General features: G+C 57.3%; 14 protein-coding genes and 2 pseudogenes. 4 read left to right on the forward strand and 12 right to left on the reverse strand.

Annotated elements, in window-relative coordinates:
• Positions 1-3 precede the first annotated feature (3 nt).
• Positions 4-2121: a TonB-dependent siderophore receptor gene (locus QLG07_RS03340; protein ID WP_282468472.1), complete on the reverse strand. Its 2118-nt coding sequence runs from the start codon at positions 2119-2121 to the stop codon at positions 4-6.
• A gap of 481 nt (positions 2122-2602) precedes the next feature.
• Between QLG07_RS03340 and QLG07_RS03345 the strand changes: the two genes are divergently transcribed.
• The gene (locus QLG07_RS03345; protein ID WP_348994604.1) at positions 2603-2962 is read left to right on the forward strand and encodes a SymE family type I addiction module toxin; all 360 of its coding nucleotides are present in this window, start codon (positions 2603-2605) and stop codon (positions 2960-2962) included.
• 38 nt (positions 2963-3000) lie between these two features.
• Here the strand turns inward: QLG07_RS03345 and QLG07_RS03350 are convergent, their stop codons facing one another.
• The 11 genes and pseudogenes from QLG07_RS03350 to QLG07_RS03400 form a co-directional block, all read right to left on the reverse strand.
• Positions 3001-3273 (reverse strand): hypothetical protein, encoded by a 273-nt coding sequence (locus QLG07_RS03350; protein WP_282468473.1) that lies wholly within the window; start codon positions 3271-3273, stop codon positions 3001-3003.
• The gene (locus QLG07_RS03355; protein WP_282468505.1) at positions 3270-3521 is read right to left on the reverse strand and encodes a DUF4258 domain-containing protein; all 252 of its coding nucleotides are present in this window, start codon (positions 3519-3521) and stop codon (positions 3270-3272) included. The genes QLG07_RS03350 and QLG07_RS03355 overlap by 4 nt, the downstream gene beginning before the upstream one ends.
• Positions 3510-4123: pseudogene (locus tag QLG07_RS03360) on the reverse strand (hypothetical protein); the annotation flags it as partial. The pseudogene QLG07_RS03360 and the gene QLG07_RS03355, both read right to left, overlap by 12 nt.
• A 115-nt stretch (positions 4124-4238) precedes the next feature.
• Positions 4239-4610 (reverse strand): hypothetical protein, encoded by a 372-nt coding sequence (locus QLG07_RS03365; RefSeq protein ID WP_282468474.1) that lies wholly within the window; start codon positions 4608-4610, stop codon positions 4239-4241.
• Between the two features lie 5 nt (positions 4611-4615).
• Positions 4616-5476, reverse strand: coding sequence for a DUF6862 domain-containing protein (locus QLG07_RS03370; RefSeq protein ID WP_282468475.1), 861 nt, complete (start codon positions 5474-5476; stop codon positions 4616-4618).
• Between the two features lie 137 nt (positions 5477-5613).
• Complete coding sequence (locus QLG07_RS03375; RefSeq protein ID WP_282468476.1) at positions 5614-6159, reverse strand: immunity 42 family protein; 546 nt, start codon at positions 6157-6159, stop codon at positions 5614-5616.
• A gap of 767 nt (positions 6160-6926) precedes the next feature.
• A pseudogene (locus QLG07_RS03380) lies at positions 6927-7640 on the reverse strand (VENN motif pre-toxin domain-containing protein); the annotation flags it as partial.
• Between the two features lies 1 nt (position 7641).
• On the reverse strand, positions 7642-7857 hold the full coding sequence (locus QLG07_RS03385; RefSeq protein WP_282468477.1) for a hypothetical protein: 216 nt from the start codon (positions 7855-7857) through the stop codon (positions 7642-7644).
• Positions 7854-15653: a hemagglutinin repeat-containing protein gene (locus tag QLG07_RS03390; protein WP_282468478.1), complete on the reverse strand. Its 7800-nt coding sequence runs from the start codon at positions 15651-15653 to the stop codon at positions 7854-7856. The genes QLG07_RS03385 and QLG07_RS03390 overlap by 4 nt, the downstream gene beginning before the upstream one ends.
• Before the next feature lie 46 nt (positions 15654-15699).
• Positions 15700-16224 (reverse strand): toxin-activating lysine-acyltransferase, encoded by a 525-nt coding sequence (locus QLG07_RS03395; RefSeq protein ID WP_187497853.1) that lies wholly within the window; start codon positions 16222-16224, stop codon positions 15700-15702.
• Positions 16225-16234: 10 nt separating this feature from the next.
• Positions 16235-17854 (reverse strand): ShlB/FhaC/HecB family hemolysin secretion/activation protein, encoded by a 1620-nt coding sequence (locus QLG07_RS03400; RefSeq protein ID WP_282468506.1) that lies wholly within the window; start codon positions 17852-17854, stop codon positions 16235-16237.
• 411 nt (positions 17855-18265) lie between these two features.
• Here QLG07_RS03400 and QLG07_RS03405 point away from each other — a divergent pair, with 411 nt between their 5' ends.
• From QLG07_RS03405 to QLG07_RS03415, 3 genes are all read left to right on the forward strand, one after another.
• Positions 18266-19153, forward strand: coding sequence for a formyltransferase family protein (locus QLG07_RS03405; protein WP_282468479.1), 888 nt, complete (start codon positions 18266-18268; stop codon positions 19151-19153).
• 137 nt (positions 19154-19290) lie between these two features.
• Complete coding sequence (eptA, locus tag QLG07_RS03410; protein WP_282468480.1) at positions 19291-20928, forward strand: phosphoethanolamine transferase EptA; 1638 nt, start codon at positions 19291-19293, stop codon at positions 20926-20928.
• 3 nt (positions 20929-20931) lie between these two features.
• On the forward strand, positions 20932-21606 hold the full coding sequence (locus QLG07_RS03415; RefSeq protein WP_282468481.1) for a response regulator: 675 nt from the start codon (positions 20932-20934) through the stop codon (positions 21604-21606).
• Positions 21607-22084: the final 478 nt, after the last annotated feature.

Raw genomic sequence — 22084 nt, forward strand, 5'->3', positions numbered from 1 at the left:
TGATTAGAAGGTGTAGCTGACGCCCGCCTGCCAGGTGCGGTCGCGGCCGATCCAGCAGTTATTGGTGTCGTAGCAGGTGAAGGTCTCTTTGTTGGTCAGGTTCTGCGCGCTGACTTTCAGCGTGACGCCCGACAGCGTTGCGTCCACTGCCGCCATATTGTAGGACAGCGCCATATCAAACAGCGTGGTGCCGCCCAGTTTGCCCTGATCGTTGGCCAGCGAAATCTCCATCGGACCGGTATAACGCGCACCGCCACCGACGGTCAGACCGCGCAGCACGCTGCTGTCGAAGGTGTAATCCCCCCAAACGTTAAATGCATTCTCGGCCACCTGGGTAGGGCGCTTGCCCTGGTATTTATCATCTTTGGTATTCAGCGCGTGGGTATAGGCGTAGTTGGCGATGATAGTGATATTGTCGGTTGGGCGGGCGTTCAGCGACACTTCGGCGCCCTTCGACTCCACTTCCCCGGTCTGGCGATAGTTCAGATAGCTGAGATCGGAAGTCAGCACGTTTTTCTGGCGGATAGTAAACACCGAGGCTGTCAGGGTGGTGGCATAGTCAGCCAGCAGGTATTTCACACCGCCTTCCAGCTGGCGGCTGGTAGTGGGTTTGGCGCTGGTCAGATTGCCGGTTGGCGACACGGGCAGGAAACCTTCGGAGTAGCTGATAAACGGCGCGATACCGTTATCGAAGGTGTAAAGCGCGCCGAGGCGTTTGGTCAGACGATGCTGTTCAACCCAGCTCTTATCGTTGTTGCTCAGAGAGTTGGTATTGGTTGAACGGTAGTCGTCATAGCGCAGTCCGGCGATCAGGCTAAGCTGGTCAAACTCGATTTGGTCCTGGAAGTAGTAGCCGGTCTGATTGTAGCTCAGGCGATTTTTCTGCGCGGTATACAACCCCAGAGCGGACTCTGACACCAGGTTGTAATCCGGGTGCAGCATATCGATATCCGGTGTGTTCGAGGCGTACTGATAGTTAAAGTGCGAGTCCAGACGCTGGTGATCGATACCGACCATCAGATGGTTTTTAACGTCGCCGATATCTACCTGTTTGGTGAGCTGATTATCGATATTAAAGCTGCGCAGGTCTTCGTCCGTGGTGTAGGCAAAGCGCGGCAGGATAATGCTGTCCGCCGTCTGCGTCATGCTACCGGTGGCGTAGATGCTGCGCTGATGGGTATCGACATCGAAGTAGCGTGCTTTCTGCGCGAAGCCCCAGCCGCTGTCAAACTCATGTTCAAAACTGTAGCCAACGGACCACTGGCGCTGCTTAAAGCCGCTCCAGTTATCACCGGAGTAATCACGGCGGGAAGCGTGCCCCGAACGCAGATAAGCAATTGGCAGCGGATTAGACGGCGTCAGGCTTGGGATATCCTGGTACTGGGCATCAAGGGTCAGACGCGTTTTATCCGATGGCTGCCAGGTCACGGAAGGGGCCAGCAGATAATTTTCTGATTGAGTGGAATGTGGCTGATCGTCGCCCGCGCTGGCCTTGCCGATAAAGCGGTAACTCCAGTCGCTGTCGGCAATCGCACCGGTACTGTCGATATAGCCTTCACGCAGGTTGCGGCTACCCGAATTAAAGCCCACTTCGGTTTGCTGCTCGCGCTGCGGTTTTTTACTCTGAATGTTGACCAGGCCGCCCGGCGACCCGTTGCCGTACAGCACAGAGGCCGGGCCTTTCAGGATATCCACGTGATCGATCAGAATCGGGTCAATATTGGCTTTGGTATTACCGGTGACGTTATACGGCAGCTGCAAGCCGTCGTAGAAGGTGTTATCGACGGTGAAACCACGAATTTTGTACTCGCTCATATAGCTGGTCGAGCCGCGGGTTTCTGTCGACACGCCAGGCGCATAGCGCAGGATCTCATTCAGCGAGTTGGCATGGCGCTGGCTAATTTCCCTGCTGCTGACGCTGTTAATCACCTGCGGTGTTTTACTCTCCGGCACTGCCGACTTAGTGGCGCTGTTGGTGTAAGCCGGCAGGGTGGCTGCGGAGCCGTCACCGGAGGCACTGACCACGAGGGTGTCATCGGCGCTGGCGGCAAAAGCGGAAGAACTGAAGATGCTGGTGATAAGCACGGCAAGAAGGCACGGCTTAAAAGTAAACGTTTTCATGATTGCCATTATGATAATGTGAAAGATAACGACAATTATTATCATTAGCGATTCAAAAACAATAAGGCGGTGAAAATAAAAACGGCAGGGAGGTTGATTGCGGGTGGCAGTTGGCGACTCAGTGAAAGCCGCATCTCACCCTCAGGCGGTTAAGCTCCTTCTCCTTGTCGAAGATGGGGAAGCGCGTCTGGCTGGCGCGCGCCACGTCCGATACCGGCACATCCTTAGTATGAAAGTGGTGGTTTTTTCAAAAAATTAATCACGCGAAAAAATAGTAAACTTTCATCAAAATATGGAAGACGCGCCGCAGTTAATTTCAGCGTTTTCAGCGATTTTGCAGAAATTCAGGCGTATATTTGTACAGTAGTTAACAGCGAAAGATGGGTACAAAGATAGAGTAATAAAGAGTTATTAAGCGCGGACTGAAGGTGCGCCAACACCAGCAGCCCGCTGACCACAGCAACTATACGAGGTAGTTATCATGGCTAAGCGAGATTGTAAGTCAGAACCACGCACAACTGAAGTTCCGCAACCGACCCACCGCTGTGAGTTTCACAGCAGCGCTATGCATCATGGGCTGTTTTTACGCGGCGAGTGGCTGGAACAGGCGGGATTTTTACAGGGGATGCCGATTAAGATCCGGGTGATGCCCGACTGCATTGTGATTACCACCCAGGACACCCGCGAGCTGTGGGGCTGCATTCAGGGCTTAAGCGTTGTGCCGATTAACCGCAGGAAGGTGGCGCAGTGGCTGAAGGAATTCCCGGGGGCGATACACAACACCTGTGACGTGCCGAAGTTTACGCGCAACAGCGGGTATCATGCACGGGAGCTGAAATAGCGACGATCCCGCCTGATGAGGGCGGGATTTAACGCCATTTAGTGAACTATAGATAATGTGGCCAATTTTTTAGCAACGATTAGATTAATATCGTCATTGTCATCAAGGCACATATAATCATGAACAACCCAGTTTAAATACTCATATATTTCAATAAATTCCTTTTTATCTTTTATCAAGTTACATACCGGTTGCACATAAGAGTCATACTCATCCTGAGCTTCAGCTAAATCGCCCACACCAATTGGATCCCACTCATGGAGCAATATATGGCGGACTTTTTGGTAGATAAGTTCATTTTCATTGTTCATTTTGATGTCGGCGCCCCCGGTAAAACTGTTACGACGTTACCAGATTTTGTATTAGTGATAACTCGCACGTTATTTTCTGGATCATAATAACCTGTAGTACCTGGTTTTGTTGGGTATATGGTTCCTGTCTTTATCGCATTCTCTACCGCAGACGGTGGAATTCCTCTACCTTGCATTCGATCAATAGCATGAGCAGAATAGCTTCTCTCATTGATAATCGTCGGTGAATTAGAGCCTATCGCGTTCATAGCCTGTGCCGCAGCCAGCGCCGCATTGACCGCCGCGTGGGCCAGCACTTTGCCCGCGTCGTCCATTCCGCTGCTGCCGATGATGTTGGCGATATACGGCGCGGAGCCGCCCGCAATGGCCTTCGTCAGGTCACCGCCCGCAAGGCCCTGCACCGCAGCGGTCGCGGCCTGGATAGCCTGCTGGACCTTGCCGCCCGTCCCGAATCCGCTGTCCGCAAAGGCCTGGTTATACAGCGTGGTGTACGCCTGGCCGCTGATATCGTCAGCCGTTGGCGTTTTGCCCGGGTTGGCCGCCATCCACTCTTTTTTCGCCGCCTCAAGCTGCTGCGGCGTGACGTTTTTCATCTTTTCATTGGCCGCTTTGGTGGCAACTATCTGCCCCTGCGTCCTCGCGATGTCCGCCGCCTGGCTGCCTATCTCGCCAATCAGCTGCGCCTCCTTCAGGCGGTTCTGCTCCTTCTCCTTGTCGAAGATGGGGGAGAGCGTCTGATTGGCGTGCTCAACGTCGCGGCTGAGGTCGGCAGTGTCCTGCTTCTGGTTTGCCTGGTCGCACCGACCAGCAGGCCGTTGGCCATATTGCTCGCGAACTGGCCGCCGATGCTAATGCTCTGGTCCCACACTGCATATGCGTTGTTTACTGGAGGTTGTGGGATTTTTCCAATATACGATGCAACTGAAGAGTGGTTTGATAAAACCCCAGTCACATGACTGGGGTTTTTATTTAATGCCTAATCGAAATTCTTCGCTGGGAAATAGCGGTTGCAATATCATCTCGTTGTTAAAGATGAATATTTTTGGTGATAATGCAACGACATCATAAACATTTTCAGCAAAGAGATTAATGTTCGTTCTGAAAATTGGGATATCTGCATTATCAGCTACTACGAAAATATTTTTATTTTTTAATTCATTCTCCCTTAATAATTTATCCATACTTTCGTAATCTGTATGCTCGATTTTATCCCATAAGACATTGCCCATTGCAATTGGGAATTGATTTAAAAGAGCAATGACACTCTGTTCAATTTTGCGATCGATTATACTGAAATCTGCACTAAGCACCTGTTTGCACTCATCAAATAATGTCATTTTCGCTACCTGTTAAGCTGTTTCAATATGGACTCGAAAGCTTTTTCATTGCCTTCAAATGGTATGACCTGTTTAATGGCTTTTCCAGGCCCTTTACCCTGAGAGTAATCCCATATGTTAATGTATGTGCCCTTTTCTGGATCATAGTCAACGCGCCAGCCAATTTTTCCGTCGTTAGATTGACGCCCTATAACTTTACCATTCCCAGCACTTACTCCTAATCGTCCGATAACAGGTTTTGAATCGGCCCCCAAATTACCCACAACATCTAATGCTTTGTTTCGAGCACTCTCCCAATTTTTTTCGGGTTTAAGTATTTGCTCAATGCGGTTATTTGGAAGCTTACCAGCCATTCCAACCCGGTCGGGAGTCTTACTTTTTCCACCTACCAATTCCCGGACGATTTCAACCGATACGGTCATAGCATCGTATCGAGTCTCAGCGTCTTCCCAGCTTAATTTTCCTCCGTTAGCATCTACTATCCCCTTAATAACGGCATCGCGAGTGATGCTGTCTGGATCAAGTCCTTTAAGGATGGTTTCAATATTGGCAGCATCTTGGGGATACAGATCTTTATAAATTAATCTGTAGCTGGCAGCACTTTCATCATAGCTGTCCAAGGCATCTTTGGCTGCCGCCACTAGTGTGGAGCAAGCTCCTCCAGACTTGTTGCCTTGAGTGCAGATATCCGTGATAGCCTGATCGCGGTCCTTATCTGTACGCTTGATGCCCGACAGTTCCTGCTTTTCATCCGGCGTGATGGTTCCGGCTTTCTCCTTGCGCTCCAGAACGGTTTTCCTTTCCGCTTCTTTGGAACTCAGCCAGTTATTCTCCACAACAACTTTATCCGTTGCGAAGTCTGCCACCGAAACATAACATCCATTTATATCAGTGGCTTACAACATGTTTTTCTTGGTGCGTTTCGCTGAACCGGACGCAACACCTCGATACGCGGTTTGCTCCCCGTTTTCCACTTTACCCGAGGCGGTTAAAGAGCCCGTAATCAGCTATAAAGAGAGTCGGCGTACTCCCTTACATTATTCATGATTTCATTTAAATCATGCTTTAATATGGTGATATCTTGCAGCAAAGGTTTCTTTATATATTCCCAAACATTTTTTTCTTCACTTTCATCTTTCACAAGCTGTTGTATTACCCCACCAATAACTCTCAATGATATATCATTTGAAACGGCAAAAAAACATCCACCACAACTACTGATATTTGAAGACGTGATGCAATGGTCAAATATTTGTTCAGGATACTCATCTTGCTCAGATGGATCAGGGTAAGTCAGATCAAACAAACGTTTAAAAGCAATTTCTGTAGGTAAATAAAAAATCTCATCGTTTTGAGGTTGTGATATCAAAGCACAATCACTATCAGTAATCTCATAAAGATCACTGGATAATGTTGATGTCCTGATATCATCCGGATACAGTTTTCCATTAATAATCAAATGAAAAAGGCCATTCTTATATAACTCACTCCACCCAGGAACAAAGTCAGTCCAAATAGCAAAATGATACGGATTACCAAATATCATCATTATCTCCACTTTCCAGGCAAGCCAAACTCTTTTTTAACACTATTGGGAATATCGCTTTTTTTCAATGGAACTGTTTTATCTCCTGTACTTCCAGACCAGTGCCATGTTCCATCATTTGTATTCGTAAATTGATGAACATTTCCTTCGTTATCAATCGAATACCTTTTTTTGCCACTAGCAACTGACGAGCCAAAAAGCTCGATAGAGTTTTTAGGTTCTGTCCCAGCATTGAAGCTATAACCTTGCTGCCCAGGGGTATGTTTCGGGTTGGACTGGTAGTTCAGACCATTCGCTGCCAAGGTGGTTGTTGGTGTAGGTAGCGAGCTACCTTTTCCTCCTTTCCCAATCCCAACAGCTATCCCCGCTGCGCTGGTTCCGGCCACCTGCGCTAATGAGTTTATCGCAAGTTGTTTCGCTTCAGACGAATCACCGGACATCAGCGCATTATGGATCGCCGCGTTTCTGTCTGCCTCAAGCTGGATAGCCGTCACCTGAAGGACAGATAATTCGTTCTGTTCTGCCGGGCTTAAACCACCATCAGAACGAGCCTTTTCAAGCAACTCATTGGTGCGACGGACATAATCAGCCTGTAACTGGCCCACCTCATTGGCTTTGTTAACACAGTCCTGAGCGCCTTTGCATCCCACCACGCTTTCATGCTGTTCTGCATTGATTTTCTTGTACTTATCAATAACAGCATTTTCACAGGCAGCACTACCCTGGCACTGAGTCATTTCCTGAGCACGCGCTTTGTTGTCCGGCACGCTCAGCGCATTATTCTCCACCGTCGTCTTCCCGGCCTGCGCTCCCGCAACCGTATCAGCACTGCTGTCGCCAATCAAGCCGGCAGCCAGCCCCGCCGCCAGCGTGGCCAGCGCGCTCACGGTCTGCTTCTGCTCCTCGCTCAGCTCGCTGACGGGTTTGCCGTAGGCACCGGTGGCGATCATGCCGATCATCTCGGCAGTGGCCGCGCCGCCCGCGCCGACCAGCGCGTTATTGCCCTGTGCCGCAGCCAGCGCCGCATTGACCGCCGCGTGGGCCAGCACTTTGCCCGCGTCGTCCATCCCGCTGCTGCCGATGATGTTGGCGATATACGGCGCGGAGCCGCCCGCAATGGCCTTCGTCAGGTCGCCGCCCGCAAGGCCCTGCACCGCAGCGGTCGCGGCCTGGATAGCCTGCTGGACCTTGCCGCCCGTCCCGAATCCGCTGTCCGCAAAGGCCTGGTTATACAGCGTGGTGTACGCCTGGCCGCTGATATCGTCAGCCGTTGGCGTTTTGCCCGGGTTGGCCGGCATCCACTCTTTTTCCGCCGCCTCAAGCTGCTGCGGCGTGACGTTTTTCATCTTTTCGTTAGCCGCTTTGGTGGCAACTATCTGCCCCTGCGTCCTCGCGATATCCGCCGCCTGGCTGCCGATATCGCCAATCAGCTGCGCCTCCTTCAGGCTGTTCTGCTCCTTCTCCTTGTCAAATATAGGGATTAATTTAACAAATATTAGTTTCAGCTTTAACCATCAGGGAGGAAAACTCATTAAAATCAAAGTTCCAGCTCCCTCCATTAGGGCAGGTAAAAATCTCTATACGAAGTCCATCCTCTGGCTCATTTGATATCTCTGCAACTTGGTCATTACCATAGTAGATCTCATAAACGACATTTTCTCTGTCGGGTAGACTTGCGATTTGTGCAGTTAGTTTATTCATGATTTTGGTGGTTCCAAAAAGCCTATCAATTTGCCTTGGGCGTCATAACGTAATCCACGCCCGCTTGATGAGATAACATCAGTTACTTGACCATAACGTCCAGTATTACTCTGTATGACCGACTTATTGGGATCGTTTAGAATGCCATCTACTATTTTTTGACCTTGCTCGTTTATAGATGATGGATTCCCCTTCGCTGAAGGGAATGCGCTGCCGTCACGACTTCCATGCTTTTGCAGAGCACGTCCGGCTAAAGTTAAATCACCTTTTTTCGATGCTGGATCTAAATGTTTTGCACCATCAGATAATTCATCTACTGACCATTTCCCGATTTTCTCACCTGCTGTCAGCTTTTGGCTAGCCTCAATATTTCTAGCATTCTCTTCATCCTCCGGTCCCCAACCGCCAGGCGTTCCCGATCCCGTTCCACCCAGTTCGGTTTTTTCAGCATCAGACAATTTCTTCGCCACATTCGGATCTCGAGATTTAGCAGCCTCATCACGCCCATCTACGATTGATTGGCCGTCAGTAATTGGCGGCGTATCTTCCTCGCTTCCTGTTCCTTTCAGAGCTTTATCCAGTTCCGATGCCATCTTATTGTTGGCGTCCTGAACCACTTTATCGCCTGGGCTCAATGGCAGCCCGGGAACGGGCAGCGGTACTGGCCTTGGTAACAAAAGGCTGTTGTTTTCAGACGCATTCTTGCCCGTCTGCGCGCCCGCCACTGCATCTGCCGTGCTGTTGCCGACGACGCCACCCGCCAGGCCCGCCGCCAGCGTACCCAGCGCGCTGACGGTCTGCCGCTGCTCTTCGGTTAAGTCTTCACGTTTGGTACCAGGATAAAGCTGTTGCGCGATAGCTTCACCCATTACCGCGCCCGATGCACCTGCCAGCGCGGCGTTGCCGTTCACCGCCGAGGTGACCGCGCCCAGCACCGCGTGCGCCATCAGGTTGGCTTCGGTGTTCACCTTCCCGGTTGCCGGATCGGTGGTCATATTGTGGATAACCTCCGCCAGGTACGGCGCGGAGCCGCCCGCAATCGCCTTCGCGATATCGCCGCCCGCCAGGCCCTGCACCGCAGCCGTGGCGGCCTGGATACCCTGCTGCAGGGCGCTGCCCGTACCGTACTTCTGCATCTCCGCTTTATAAACGTCCGAGTTGCGCAGCGCGTACAGATATTCGGCTTTTTCTTTGTCGGTCGCATTCTCCTTCAGCGGGCCAAGCGCTTTTTTCGCCGCCGCCAGCCCGTTGAGGTCGCCCTGCGTCCTCGCGATGTCCGCCGCCTGGCTGCCTATATCGCCAATCAGCTGCGCCTCCTTCAGGCGGTTCTGCTCCTTCTCCTTGTCGAAGATAGGGGAGAGCGTCTGGTTGGCGTGCTCAACGTCGCGGCTCAGGTCGGCAGCGTCCTGCTTCTGGGCATCCTTGTCGCGGATGATGATGCTGCCGTCGCTGACCGCCGATTTCGTCGTTGAGCCGTCGCTGCCTTTGCCGTTCGCGCCGACCAGCAGGCCGTTGGCCATATTGCCGACAAACTGGCCGCCGATGCTGCCGCCGCTGCTGACGCCCGCGCTCTGGTGCTCCACCCGGTAGTCGGCCCGGTTGCGGATGTCGCTGAAGCCGAGGGTGCCGGTATCCAGTTTGTTTTGCGAAGCGTCCGCCGTGGAGCCTATCACCGCGCCGTTCAGCTGGGTGTGGCCGCCCACCGCGACGTCAAAGCCGCCCTTGCCGGCAAATATCCCGGTCTGCTCCTTCACCGACCGCCAGCTGCTGTGCATCTTATCGCGGCTGAGGTTCACCGAGCCGCTGCCGCCGCCGGAGCTGACGCTGCCGCCCACGCTGGCGCTCTGCTGCTTCGCGTCATAATCGTCCTCGTCCTGCTGGCTGGTCAGGGTCAGGTCGCGGCCGACGCTTATCTTCACCGCCTCGCCGCTGGCCTGCGCCCCGGTGAGGGTGGCGTCGCGCCCGCTGGTGATGCTGAGGGTGTTGCCCGCGTTCAGCATGGTCTCGCTGTGGGTGGTGCCGCTGCCGGTCTCGCTGCCGCGCCCCTTGTTGACGCTGGCGTTGAGCGACGGGCCGTTCGCTCCCTGGCCGACGCTGATGCCGACGCCGACCGAGCCGCCGTGGCTCTCGTTTTTACCGTCCAGGCGCTGGGTGTTCTGCGCGGAGACGAGGTTGACGTCGCGCGCCGCGCCGAGGCTGATGTCCTTTCCGGCCTGCAGGCGGCTGCCCTGCACGTTGATATCGGTGCCGGTAGCGTTAACGGTCAGGTTGTTGCCCGCGGTCAGGCTGCTGCCCTGGCTCTGCGTCTGCGTCGAGGTCTGCTCTGAGCGCGAGGACTGGCTGCCGTAAGAGAGGTTAACGCCCGCCATGCTGCCCGTTGCGCCGCCGGCGTCGGCGAGGCTGGCGGCCTGTGCCGCCTGCACCCCGGTCAGCGCGGCCTTCATGCCCTGCAGGGCGGCGAGGCGGCCGCTGCTCTCTTTACTGGCATCATTAGCCGCAGATACCGCCGAATTCACGGCGCTGCCCACGGTGCCGGAGAGCGCCAGCGTCAGGCCGCTCTGCTTCTGCTCCACCACGTGCCGCTGGCTGCTCTGGTTTTCGGCGGCGAGGATATTCACCTCTTTCCCCGTCAGGGCGATGTCCTTCGCCGCCAGCACGTCGGCCCCCTTCACCGTCAGGCTGTTGCCCGCGTTCAGGGTCACGCTGCCGCCGGTGCTGCCCACGGTGCTGCCGACGCTGCTCAGGGCGTGCGCCACGTCGGTGGTTCTGGTGCTGCTGGAGCCTGCCGTCACGCCGACGCCGCCGGTGCCGGACAGGCCGCTCTTCTTCTCATGCAGCATGTGGGACTCGTCGCGCCGCTCCGTGGCGGCATCCAGAGTCAGGCTGTTGCCCGCGCTGAGGGCCACGTCCTGCGCGCCCGCCACGCTGCTGCCGGTGACGGTCAGGTCGTGCCCGGCCTGCATCCGCACGCCGTCGCCGCCGAGCTGGCTGCCGTTGACGGTCTGCTGGCTGACGGTGTCGCGCGACTCGGTGCGGGTTTTTGACAGCATGCCGCTGCTGCCGGTGGCCTGATAGTGCTGGTCGAGCGTGGTGCCGTCGGTGCCGTGCTGCACGCGGAGGTCGTTGCCCGCCGCCACGCTGAGCTGCTGCCCGGCGTTGACGGTGCCGGCGGTGATGCCCACGTCGCGCCCGGCGGCGAGCGCCACGCTGCCCGCGCCGGTCACCGTGCTGCCGACCTGCTGGCTGCTGCCGTGGTGCTGCCAGTTGTCGCCCCAGCTGAGGTTATCGGTGCTGCCGGTGTCGACGGTGGTAAGGTTCAGGTCGCGCCCGGCGCTGACGGTGGTGCTGCCGCCTGCGCCGCTGTTCACCACCTGCGCCGCCGTCAGGCTGACGTCGCGCCCGGCCTGCAGCGCCAGCTTACCGTCCGGCTGCTGCACGTACAGCCCGGCCACGCGGTCCAGCGTGGTGCGGGCAAAGTCGCCCCCGCCGCTCTGCGCGCTGCGGGTGGTGGTGGTGGCGTTGATGTCGCGCCCGGCGAGGGCCTGCAGGCTGTGGTCGCCCGCGAGGGTGCCGCCACGGTTGTTGATGTCGGTGCGCGCCTGCAGCGCCACGTCGCCGCCCTGGATCAGGCCGCCGTTATTGTTGATGTTCTGCGCCAGCAGCTGCGTGCGCTGCTGCGCGCTGATGCGCCCGCCGTTGTTGAGGTCGCCGCTCAGGTTCAGGCTGAGGTTATTGCCGGCCAGCAGCGCGCCGCTGCCGTCGAGGTCGCCCGGCTTCAGCGTGGCGTAGACCTGCGGCACCAGCACCCGCTGGCTGCTGCCGTCGGGCAGGGTGACCGTCTGCGCCACCATCCAGACGATATCGCCGGTCAGCAGCGCCATCTGCTGCGCCGTCAGCGCCACGCCCGGGGTGAGCTGGTACTGTTTGCCGAAGGCTACCCCCGCGTCCATCAGCCCCTTGTACTGCTCCTCGTCACTCTGCCAGTTGCCGAGGTAGCGGCTGCCGGCGAGGGCGATGACCTGCTCGCGGATCAGGCGCTGCTCGTAGTAGCCGTCGCCCAGGCGCTTCAGCACGTTGTTCGGGTCGGTGGTGAAGGCGTTCATCATGTAGTCGGAGCTGAGCCACTGCTTTTTGTTGGTGAAGCGCGGGTCGGTCTCGATCAGGTACGGGCTGGTGCTGGCCGGCTGCACCCGGTACAGGCTGTTGTCGGGCACGCGGATGTCCGGGCCGACCAGGCGCACCACGTCGCCGGAGCCGATAGTTACCTCGAAGGTTTTGCCCGCCGGGACGGTGGCCGGGGTGATGGCGGCGGCGTCGCGCCCGCCAATTGTCAGGCCGCTGCCTTCGCCCCGAGCATGGTCCTGCACGGTGCTGGCGTTGAGGGCGATGCCCTGGATCACGGTCGGCGGGGTGTAGCCGGTGACGTCAACGTTGGAGGAGTCGCCGTGCTTCTGCTGATGGCGCGAGTAGAAGGTGGCGGTGCCCGCGTCGCTGATCTGGCGGTTGGCCGCCACCTCAACGTTATCCAGCGTGCTGCCCTGCAGGTTGAGGTCGCCACCCGCCACAATCTGGCTCTTGTCGTTGAGCACGCGGTCGGCGCTGACGCTGAGGCTGCCCCCGGCGATAATCTTGCCGGGGTCGCTCTCTTTAACCCGGTCCTCGGTGATGGTGCGCACGTAGTCGTAGTGGGTAAAGCGGTCGCCGTCGGTGGTGTGGCAGATCACCCCCTCGATGCACAGGATGTTCACCTCATCCTGATAGATGTAGATGGTGTAATCCTTGTCGTTGTAGCGTACGCCGTTGTTCAGGCGCGCCACCTCGTACTCGGAAATGTGCTCCTGCGACACCAGCACGTTCTCCAGCGCAAAGTGGTCGTTGACGTTGTTGAGCTGCGCCACGTTGAGCGCCATATTGCCGCCGGACTCAAGGGTGGCGCTGTGGTTGTTCAGCACGCTGGCCTGGCCGCTGGCGTGCCAGTCAGCGTCGAGCGTGCGGCCAAGGGCCATATCGCCGTCGCTGTAGATCAGCGCGTGGTCGCGGTTGTTCAGCGTTTCCACGGCGAGATCCAGCCGCTGGCGTGCGGCAACGGTCGCCGCTCTGCCATTCTCCGCCAGGTTGTTCAGCGTGGCGGCAGCGATCGCCAGCGCATCGCCGTACAGTCGTCCGCTGCCGATATTGTTGAGCACCGCAGCCAGAATGCGGGTGTTAAATCCGTCGATCAGGCCACGGTTGTTCAGCGTCTGCGCCGCCGTCAGCTGGGTGGTGCTGGCGCTCATCTCTGCATCCGCGCCGTTCTGCATATTGCTGGCGGTCACCGCCAGCAGGTTGCCCGCCTGAATCAGCGCCTGGTTGTTCAGGTCACCCCGGGTGGTCAGGTTCAGGTCGCGGCTGGCCTGCACCCTGCCGCTATTGTTGAAATCCTGCGTCAGGTCGAGGGTCATATCCCCCAGCGACAGCAGGGTGCCGTCCCCGCTCAGGCCGTCGGCGCGCAGGCTGAGGGTGTTACCCGCTTCGAGATTGCCGCTGCGGTTGGCGATCTGCTGCGCCTGCGCCTGCAGGTTGCCCTGCGCGCTGGCCAGACCGCTACCGTTGTCCAGCGTGCCGCTCAGGAACAGCGACAGGTCGTTATCGGCCAGCAGGGCGCCGTCGCGGTTATCGAGATTCTGCGCGCGCAGGGACAGGCTGCTCCCCTGGATGCCCGCGCCGTCGCGCCGGGTCTGGCTGTTTACGATGTCCGCCGCGCTCAGCGTCACCGCCTGCGCACCCTGGATCAGCCCGCCAGTGTTGTCGATACTGGCGCTGGCCGCCGTCAGGGTGATATCGCCCAGCGCCTGGATCTGCCCCGCGCGGTTATTGAGGTCGGCGGAGGTGACGGCGAGCGCGCCCTTGCTGCTGATATTCCCGGCGTTGCTGTTGTCCAGCCCGGCGCTGAATACCGACAGTGACTCCCCGGCGGCCAGCAGCCCCTGCTGGTTGTTGATATCGCCTGCGTTCAGCGTCAGTGAACCGAGCGCGCTGAAGGTGCCGTGCTGGTTATCAAAGGCGTTGCCCTGAGTGTTCCACAGCAGGCTCTGGCCGGACTGGACGGTGCCGCCAGCGTTGTTCAGCGCGCCGCTGGTGGCGGTGAGTTTGCCGCGCGCCAGCAGCTGGCCCTGCTGGTTATCGAAGGTGGCGGTATTCAGCGTCAGCGTGTTGCTGTTGCTGGCAAGGGTGCCGCCGCGGTTGTCGATGCCGCCCGCAAGCGACAGCAGCAGATCCTGCTGGCCCCGCTGTTGCAGGTTGCCCTTCTGATTCGACAGGCGGTTGGCGGTCAGGTCGAGCTTATCCGCGCTGATTTTGCCGCCGTCGTTGTTCAGGCGGCCTGCGGTGCGGGCGCTGAGCTGATGGCTGGCGGACACATTGGCACCGGCGGTGCTGATGTCGCCTGTGCCGGCACTCAGGGTGATGCCGTCGGCGGAGGTCTGGCTGGCGCTGAGATCGACCGCGCTGGCCGTCACGGTGAGCTGGCCCGCAGCCGCGTTCTGGCCGTTGGCGCTCAGGATCCCCTGGCTGTTCAGCGTCAGGTTGCCGCCCTGCGTGGCGAAGGTGCCGTCGCGGTTCATCCCCGCCGCCAGCGTACCTTTGGCGCTGCTGTGGATGCTGGCGGCGCTGACGGTGGTGTGCTGCTGCGCGGCAATAATGCCGCTGTTGCTGACGGCGGCGCCAGCGCGCAGCGTGGTGTCGCGCCCGGCATAGATCGTGCCGCTGTTGTTCAGGTCGGCTCTGGTCGTCAGCTGGACCGCCTGGGTGGCGCTGATGGCGCCGCTGTTGCTCAGCGTGCCGTCGGCATTGACCACCACGTCCCCGGCGCTGGCACCGATAGCCCCGGCGTTATGCACGCCGACCCCGGCCTCGGTGCCCAGCAGGCGGATCTTATTGGCATACATGCCGCCCAGCGCTGCCACGTCGATCGCCACCTGCGGGTGCGCGCTGCCGTTGTCCGCTTTGCGCGTCGCATTCTGATTGGCGGCATCGACGCTGTTGCGCCCGGTGGTCACCGCCAGATCTTTGGCCCACAGCCCGGCGTTGATTTTTACCGAGCGGGCGATCAGGTCGGTATGGTCCTGCAGGCTGCTGTCCATGCCGTTGCCCTGAATGATGATTTCGCCGCGATCGACGTCATAACCGCTCACCTGGCCGTTATTCATTTTCACCTGGCCGGTGGTCAGGGTAGCGCGGTTGGCATTGATAAAGCCGCAGCCGCTGCAGGTAATGCCCGCCGGGTTAGCGATCACCACCTGGGCTTTCTGCCCGGCGACTTCGATAAAGCCGTTAAGCTGGCTGGGGTTGCGTGAGTTCACTTCGTTGAGGATGACTTTGGCTTCACCCTTCGCCAGCCACGGGTTGCCGCTGACCATCCCGGCCAGCTGCGTCTGGCTGCTGGCACGGCTGTTGTTCAGCACCACGCCTTTGTTGTTGACGTCAAACTGGCTGTAGACGTTGCGCGACACGCCGCCCGCGCTCGGGGTCTGAATGTTGACCTGCGGCGTGCCGTTGGCGCTGCCGACCACGGTTGGCTGCTGGTTACCGGGCGCGCCGCCGTCGGCGACGATCGCCGCCTGCACCGGCTGCACCGCCCCAAGGGCCAGCAGCAGGGTGAAAGAGAGACCATTGACTTTGCCGATCAGCTGGCTGAGGGTGTGGCCGGTGCCGGAAGAGGGCGACGAGCCTGCCCGGCCCGAGCGGGCGATCTCCGGCACGACCATCAGCATGCCGCGCGCTTTGTTAAAAATGAGTCGGTATAAGTTTTTGTTCATAGCTGCATCCTTGCCTGTCGTGGGTGGTTACACGTTAACAGCGATATTAAAAGTTATTCAGCGGTGCCAGCGGATGAGCCAGCCGCCAGGCACGGGCCTGCTGCTGGCTGATTTGCCTGCCCTTAAAATTCATCACCCGCATCCCGCGCCGTTTTCCCTGGTGATACAGGGAGCGGAAGCAGCGGTCGGGAAACAGCAGATCGGTCACCAGGCGGCTCATGGCGCGGGTGTCGCCAAACGGCGCGATCCAGTCGCGGATCCACAGGCGGTCGCCGCTCAGCCAGTCGCTCTCCTGCACCTTAATCGCGGGCTGCGACAGGTAGCGGCGCTCCGCCTCGTTATCCAGCGACATCCAGCTCATAAAGAAAACCGGGCGACCCTCGCGGCTCACCAGCAGGTAGTGCTGATGCTTGATAATTGGCAGCAGCACCGTGGGCAGCGCATGCAGCGGCAGGTCGCGGTGCTGCGGCGAGTGCATCCACAGCCACACCGCGGCGCCGAACACTTCGGCTTCGCTGCGTTCTCCGCCCAGCAGCAGCGGGGCATGAACGTCATAAATTCCGCTTTGCATGGTGCGCTCCTCAGAAGTCCCAGTTCAGGCTGAAGCCCAGCGTCACCGGGCTGGTTTTGAAGCCATCCGGTTTGGCGATCGGCACGCCGGCAAACAGGTCATAGCCGGTTTTTAATACGTTGCCGCGCAGCCCGACCACGCCACCGGCTAAGTGGTTACCCACCAGATCCTCAATGCCGTGGCCGCTGACATGCCCATAGTCAGCCCCGAGGTAGAGCTCCTGCGCAGGCAGCGGCGTGCTCCATGCCAAGTCGTTGCGCACCAGCCAGCCGCCATTAGCGTTGAGGGTGCGTTCGCCGTCAAAGCCGCGCACGCTGTAGCGGCTGCCAATGGCGAACTGCTCCTGCGGCGTCAGCGGGGTGCTGCTGATCTGGCGCTGATACTGCACGCTGTAGCGGAAGTTCTGGCTGCCGATGGCAAACGGCACGTTGAGCTGGCTGCTGAGCTGCACGATTTTGCTCAGCGCGGTGGCGTAGCCGTTGGACTCTTCCGGTGCGGGCAGCGCGCCAAACCAGCGGGTGCCGCGCTGGTAGCTGACGCCCGCATCCAGCGTCGCCTGCCGGATGTAATGGCGGTGCTGCAGGCCGATGCGCCAGCCTGCGGTCTGGCGGCGTTGCACTTCCACTTCGGTATCGTTGACGTAGTTCTTTGACTCACGCATCAGTACCGCGTAGCTGAAGGTGGTTTTCTGGCTGCCGCTGCGGTGCAGCACTTCGCTGAGTTCGGCCGTCAGATTGCGGCTTTTACCGCTGTAGCGATAGTCACCGTTCAGCCCGGCGACGTTCTGATGGTAGTCATAGTCGCTGCCGGTGACCGACAGCATCGCGTAGCGGAACGGCACCGAGTAGTGTGCGGTGACGTTCTGGCTGCCTTTGTCACTACCGGGCCTGACGGCGCGGGTGCCGGAGAGATAGAACAGGTCGCTGAGCGAGAAGGGGTTATCCAGCGACAGGGTCATACCGCCCTGATAGCGCCCGGTGCTGCGGGTGCCGGAATCATCGAGCGAGGCGCCCAGACGCCAGATTTTCGCCTGCTGCCAGTGCAGCATGATATCGCTTTCACCCGGCTGTTCGCCGGGGACGATCTCCATGCTGGCCTGCACGGTCGGCAGGCGTTGCAGGTTCTCCAGCCCCTGTTCGATATCGCGAAGATCCAGCAGATTACCGGAGCGGGCGGGGAAGGCATTAAACAGGGTGACGTAGCGGCCGCTGTCCGGGGTCAGTTTCACCTGGTGAACGTAGCCGGGCAGGAGGCTGAGCCGCAGGATGCCACTCTTCAAATCCTGCTGCGGTGCCAGCACGCGGGTGGTGATATAGCCGTGATCCACCAGTCTGTTCTGCATGATGCTCATCAGCAGGTTGATGCCTTTGCCACCCAGGCACTGGCCCTGCGCCTGATTCGCCATGCGCTGCAGCGGCAGCCAGTGCGGTAAAGCGTCTTTGCCGCTTAGCACCACCTGGTCAATGTGGAAGCACGGGGTTTCCTGCGGGAATGCCAGTTTGCCGCTCTGGTCAACGTTGGGTTGCAGACGGATATCGGGCGTGGGCGGCAGCAGCTGCTGTTCAAGCGCCTTCTGCCGCTGCTGTTGCAAGATTAACTGCTCATCTGCCAGCGCCAGCGGGGAGACCATCAGCAGCGCAGGAAAAGCTAGCGCGCAGGGGCGGTAAGGCGCTGCCCGGCGCAAAAAATGAGGGGACAACATCAAACAATCCTTGTTAATGAAACGCTTAATAATTAGCCATGTTGAGGTGGCGAATAATAGGAACAGCCTGGTCGTTTTGCAACCCGTTAGTGCGTTTCTAAGGGATCTTCTTAAGCGCAGCGGGGGGGAGTTAACCCGCTATTTCTGAGTCAGGCTGAGGTTTTTGCTGCGTGTTGCCACCGTGCTGATTTTACCGATATGACCCGGTCAGTTCGCGCCAGGCAGGACAAAACCGAGGGCGCAGCAGAAAATGACAAATTTGTCATCTTTGCTCGTCGCCGCGCAGTAATGGTTTATTCTGTCGCTTGAGTTTTTCCGGTAAATCATAAGGATCGCACAATGAAGACGGTGGTATTTGGCTATCACGATATGGGATGCAGTGGATTGCAGGCGCTGCTGGCGGCCGGTTATGAGGTCATGGCGGTTTTCACCCATGCCGATGTGCCGGGTGAAAATCACTTCCACGGTTCGCTGGCACAGCAGGCCGCTGAGCAGGGCATTGCGGTGTTTATGCCTGAAGATATCAATCAGCCATCCATCGTCGCGCAGCTCAGGGCGCTGGCACCTGAAGCGATTTTTTGTTTCTCATACCGTCAGGCGCTGAATGCAGAGATTCGTGCCTGTGCCAGCGTGGGAGCTTTCAATGTGCATGCCTCACTGCTGCCTGCCCATCGCGGCAGGGCACACCTGAACTGGGCGCTGATTAAAGGGGATAAAGAGACCGGCGTCACGCTACACCGTATCACCGAGCGGCCCGATGCCGGGCCGATACTTGCTCAACAGCGGGTGGCCATTACCCCACAGGATGATGTTTTTTCGCTGCATAACAAGCTGGTCGCCACCAGCGCGGCGCAGTTGGCCCTCTGGCTTCCTGCGCTGAAGGCAGGGCGGCTGACGGAAACGGAACAGGACGAAAGCCAGGCCAGCAGTTTTGGTGCGCGTAAGCCTGAAGACGGTGAAATCCATTGGCAGCAGAGCGCCGACGAGGTTCACAATCTTATTCGTGCGCTGACGCGGCCCTGGCCAGGCGCTTTTAGCGGCTATCAGGGGCAGCGCATCATCATCTGGCAGAGCCGGGCGATCAACGAATCTTACCCGCAACCGCCGGGCACCCTGATTTCGATCTCACCGCTGATGGTTGCCTGTGGTTCTGGGGCGTTGGAAATCCTACAGGCGGAGTGTGTGGCCATGGCGAACATGGCGGTTGGCGATAAATTAAGCGGCTGAGCGTAGAGTAAGCAGCATTATTTTATTGATAATAAAAGTAAAAAAATCTCCATGTTATATTTATTAATTGCCTTAAGGTATTCCTAATCTGCGGTGGCGACACTGGGTGCAATTGTTTGATAATGGGCCCAAAAGTTATGCCACTGCTTTACTTTAAAAGACCAGCGCTGAGCCGCATCTCTTATCTGATCCTCTTTTCACTCTATATCTCTATCTTTCTGAATATTGCCTATTACCGTCAGGTTTTAGTGGATATGCCGCTCGATAACCTGCGCACCGTGCTGGTGTTCCTGTCGATGCCGGTGGTGGCTTTTAGCGTGATTAATATCATCACCACGCTGGCCTCGTTCCTGTGGCTCGACCGCCTGGTGATTGCCCTGTTTATCCTGGTCTCGGCCTGCGCGCAGTATTTCATTATCAATTACGGCATTGTGCTCGACCGTTCGATGATCGTGAATATGATGGACACCACCGCATCGGAGACCTTTGCGCTACTGACGCCGAAAATGGTGATTACGCTGCTGCTGACGGCGGTACTGATGATGGTGATGGCGTTCTGGGTGCGGATTAAAAAGACGCAGCCGCTGTGGAAAAGCGCGCTCTATCGCCTGATCGGCGTGGCGATCTCCATCTGCCTGATCCTGCTGGTGGCGCTGTTCTTCTACAAAGATTATGCCTCGCTGTTTCGCAATAATAAGGAACTGGTTAAGGCGTTAAGCCCGTCGAACAGCATTGTCGCCTCGCTCTCTTACTACTCGCATCAGAAGCTGGCGAATGCTCCGCTGATTAAGATTGGCGAGGATGCAAAGCTAAACCCGTTAATGAGCGGCGGTAAAAAAAATCTGACCATTATCGTGCTGGGTGAAACCACGCGGGCGGACAACTTCTCGCTGGGCGGCACTTATTCGCGTGAGACCACGCCGCTGCTGGCAAAAGAGGATGTGGCTTACTTCCCGCACACCATTTCGTGCGGCACGGCCACGGCAGTGTCGGTGCCCTGCATGTTCTCCAATATGCCACGCGCCCATTACGACAGCGACCTTGCCGCTCACCAGGAGGGGATGCTGGATATCATTCAGCGCGCCGGTATTCAGGTGCTGTGGAAGGATAACGATGGCGGCTGTAAAGGGGCCTGCGATCGCGTGCCGCATGAGGATGTCACCAGCCTGAACCTGGCAGATATGTGCATCAACGGTGAATGTTACGACGAGGCGCTGTTCCACAATCTTGAGGATTATATTCAGAACCTGAAAGGCAACGGCGTCATTGTTCTGCACACCATCGGCAGCCACGGCCCGACCTACTGGCACCGTTATCCGCCACAGTTCCGCAAATTTACCCCGACCTGTGATACCAGCCAGATTCAGGAGTGCTCGCAGCAGCAGCTGATAAATACTTACGACAATACCATTCTGTATATCGATTACATCGTCGATAAAGCGATTAACGTGCTGAAATCACATCAGGATCGGTACACCACCAGCCTGGTTTATCTCTCCGATCACGGTGAGTCGCTGGGGGAAAACGGCGCCTATCTGCACGGCCTGCCGTATGCGATTGCGCCGATGACGCAGAAGCACGTCCCGATGCTGATCTGGCTGTCGCCGGACTATCAGCAGCGCTATGGCGTTAACGGCGAGTGTCTGAAAAAGCTGGCGAAAAACGATGAGTTTTCTCAGGACAACCTGTTCTCCACGATGCTGGGATTAACCGGCACGCAGACCAAAGAGTATGTTCCAGGGGATGACATTCTGACGTCATGCCGGAGTCGATAATCCATGAAAATTCTTATTGTCGAGCATGATGCCCTGCTTTTGCGGGGCCTTATTCTGGCACTGGAAGGCGAAGGTTATGTTTGCGAAGGGGTCGCCACCCGGCGGGAGGCGGAAACGCATCTCGCTTCCGGCTTATACCAGCTGGTGATCCTTGACCTCGGGCTGCCGGACGGCGCGGGCCTCTACCTGCTGTCACATTTATGCCACCAGATTAAACGCTTGCCGGTGCTGATTATCACCGCACGCGATGCGGTCGATGAGCGTATTGCCGGGCTTGAGGCCGGTGCGGACGATGACATCATCAAGCCCTTTTCGAACCAGGAGCTGCTGGCGCGGGTGCATAAACTGACCCACTCCGGGATTCGCGGGCGACAGCAGGTGGTGGTCGACGATCTGCGCCTCGAAATGAAATATCGCCAGATTTTTATGAACGATCGGGCGCTCGAAATTACCCCCAAAGAGTATGTCATCCTGGCGCGCCTGATGATGAGCGTTGGCAACCCGGTGCACCGCGATACGCTGTGTGAGGATATTTATCAGCGCAGGAGCCAACCCATCACCAACGTACTGGAAGTGCATATCCATAATTTACGGGAGAAAATTGGCAAAGAGCGCATTCGCACGGTGCGTAGCTTTGGCTATGCGTTAATCAGGCAGGGGGAAAAAGACAAAACCTGATGACAGCACGAGGTGGGGTTTACAGAGTAAACCAGATGTACAGAAAGCTCACCAGGGCCAGCGAAGTGAGCGCCAGCGCGGCTGACGCGTTAATTACCGATTTCATCACCACAGACTCCTGAAAAAAAAGTAATGATATGGCTAAAATATTAAGGCCACCTTAAGGCAGCGTTAATTTTCCCCCTTCTGTTTTTGATCCGCCCGCTGCACGATTTCTGCGCACCGTTTCTGGCCGCTGTCGCCTCAATTTCTTTCTCTTTTATCTCTTCCTTTCTCCCTCCTTGTTACCCGGCCAGATTGCCAGTCGCACAATATGTGCTCTTTTTTCCTGACAGGGAGAAACCCGAAGCGGCAAAGCATCGTAGCGCTCGTGAAATCTTTGTACACATAAATCATTATTTTGTTTGAGTAATTTTAATTTCTCTTCGACAGAGATAGATTGTTCAGCGTTGCGTTTAATGTTTAGTTAAGGAAGCTC

The sequence above is a fragment of the Erwinia sp. V90_4 genome (assembly GCF_029967685.1).
Classification (GTDB): domain Bacteria; phylum Pseudomonadota; class Gammaproteobacteria; order Enterobacterales; family Enterobacteriaceae; genus Erwinia; species Erwinia aphidicola.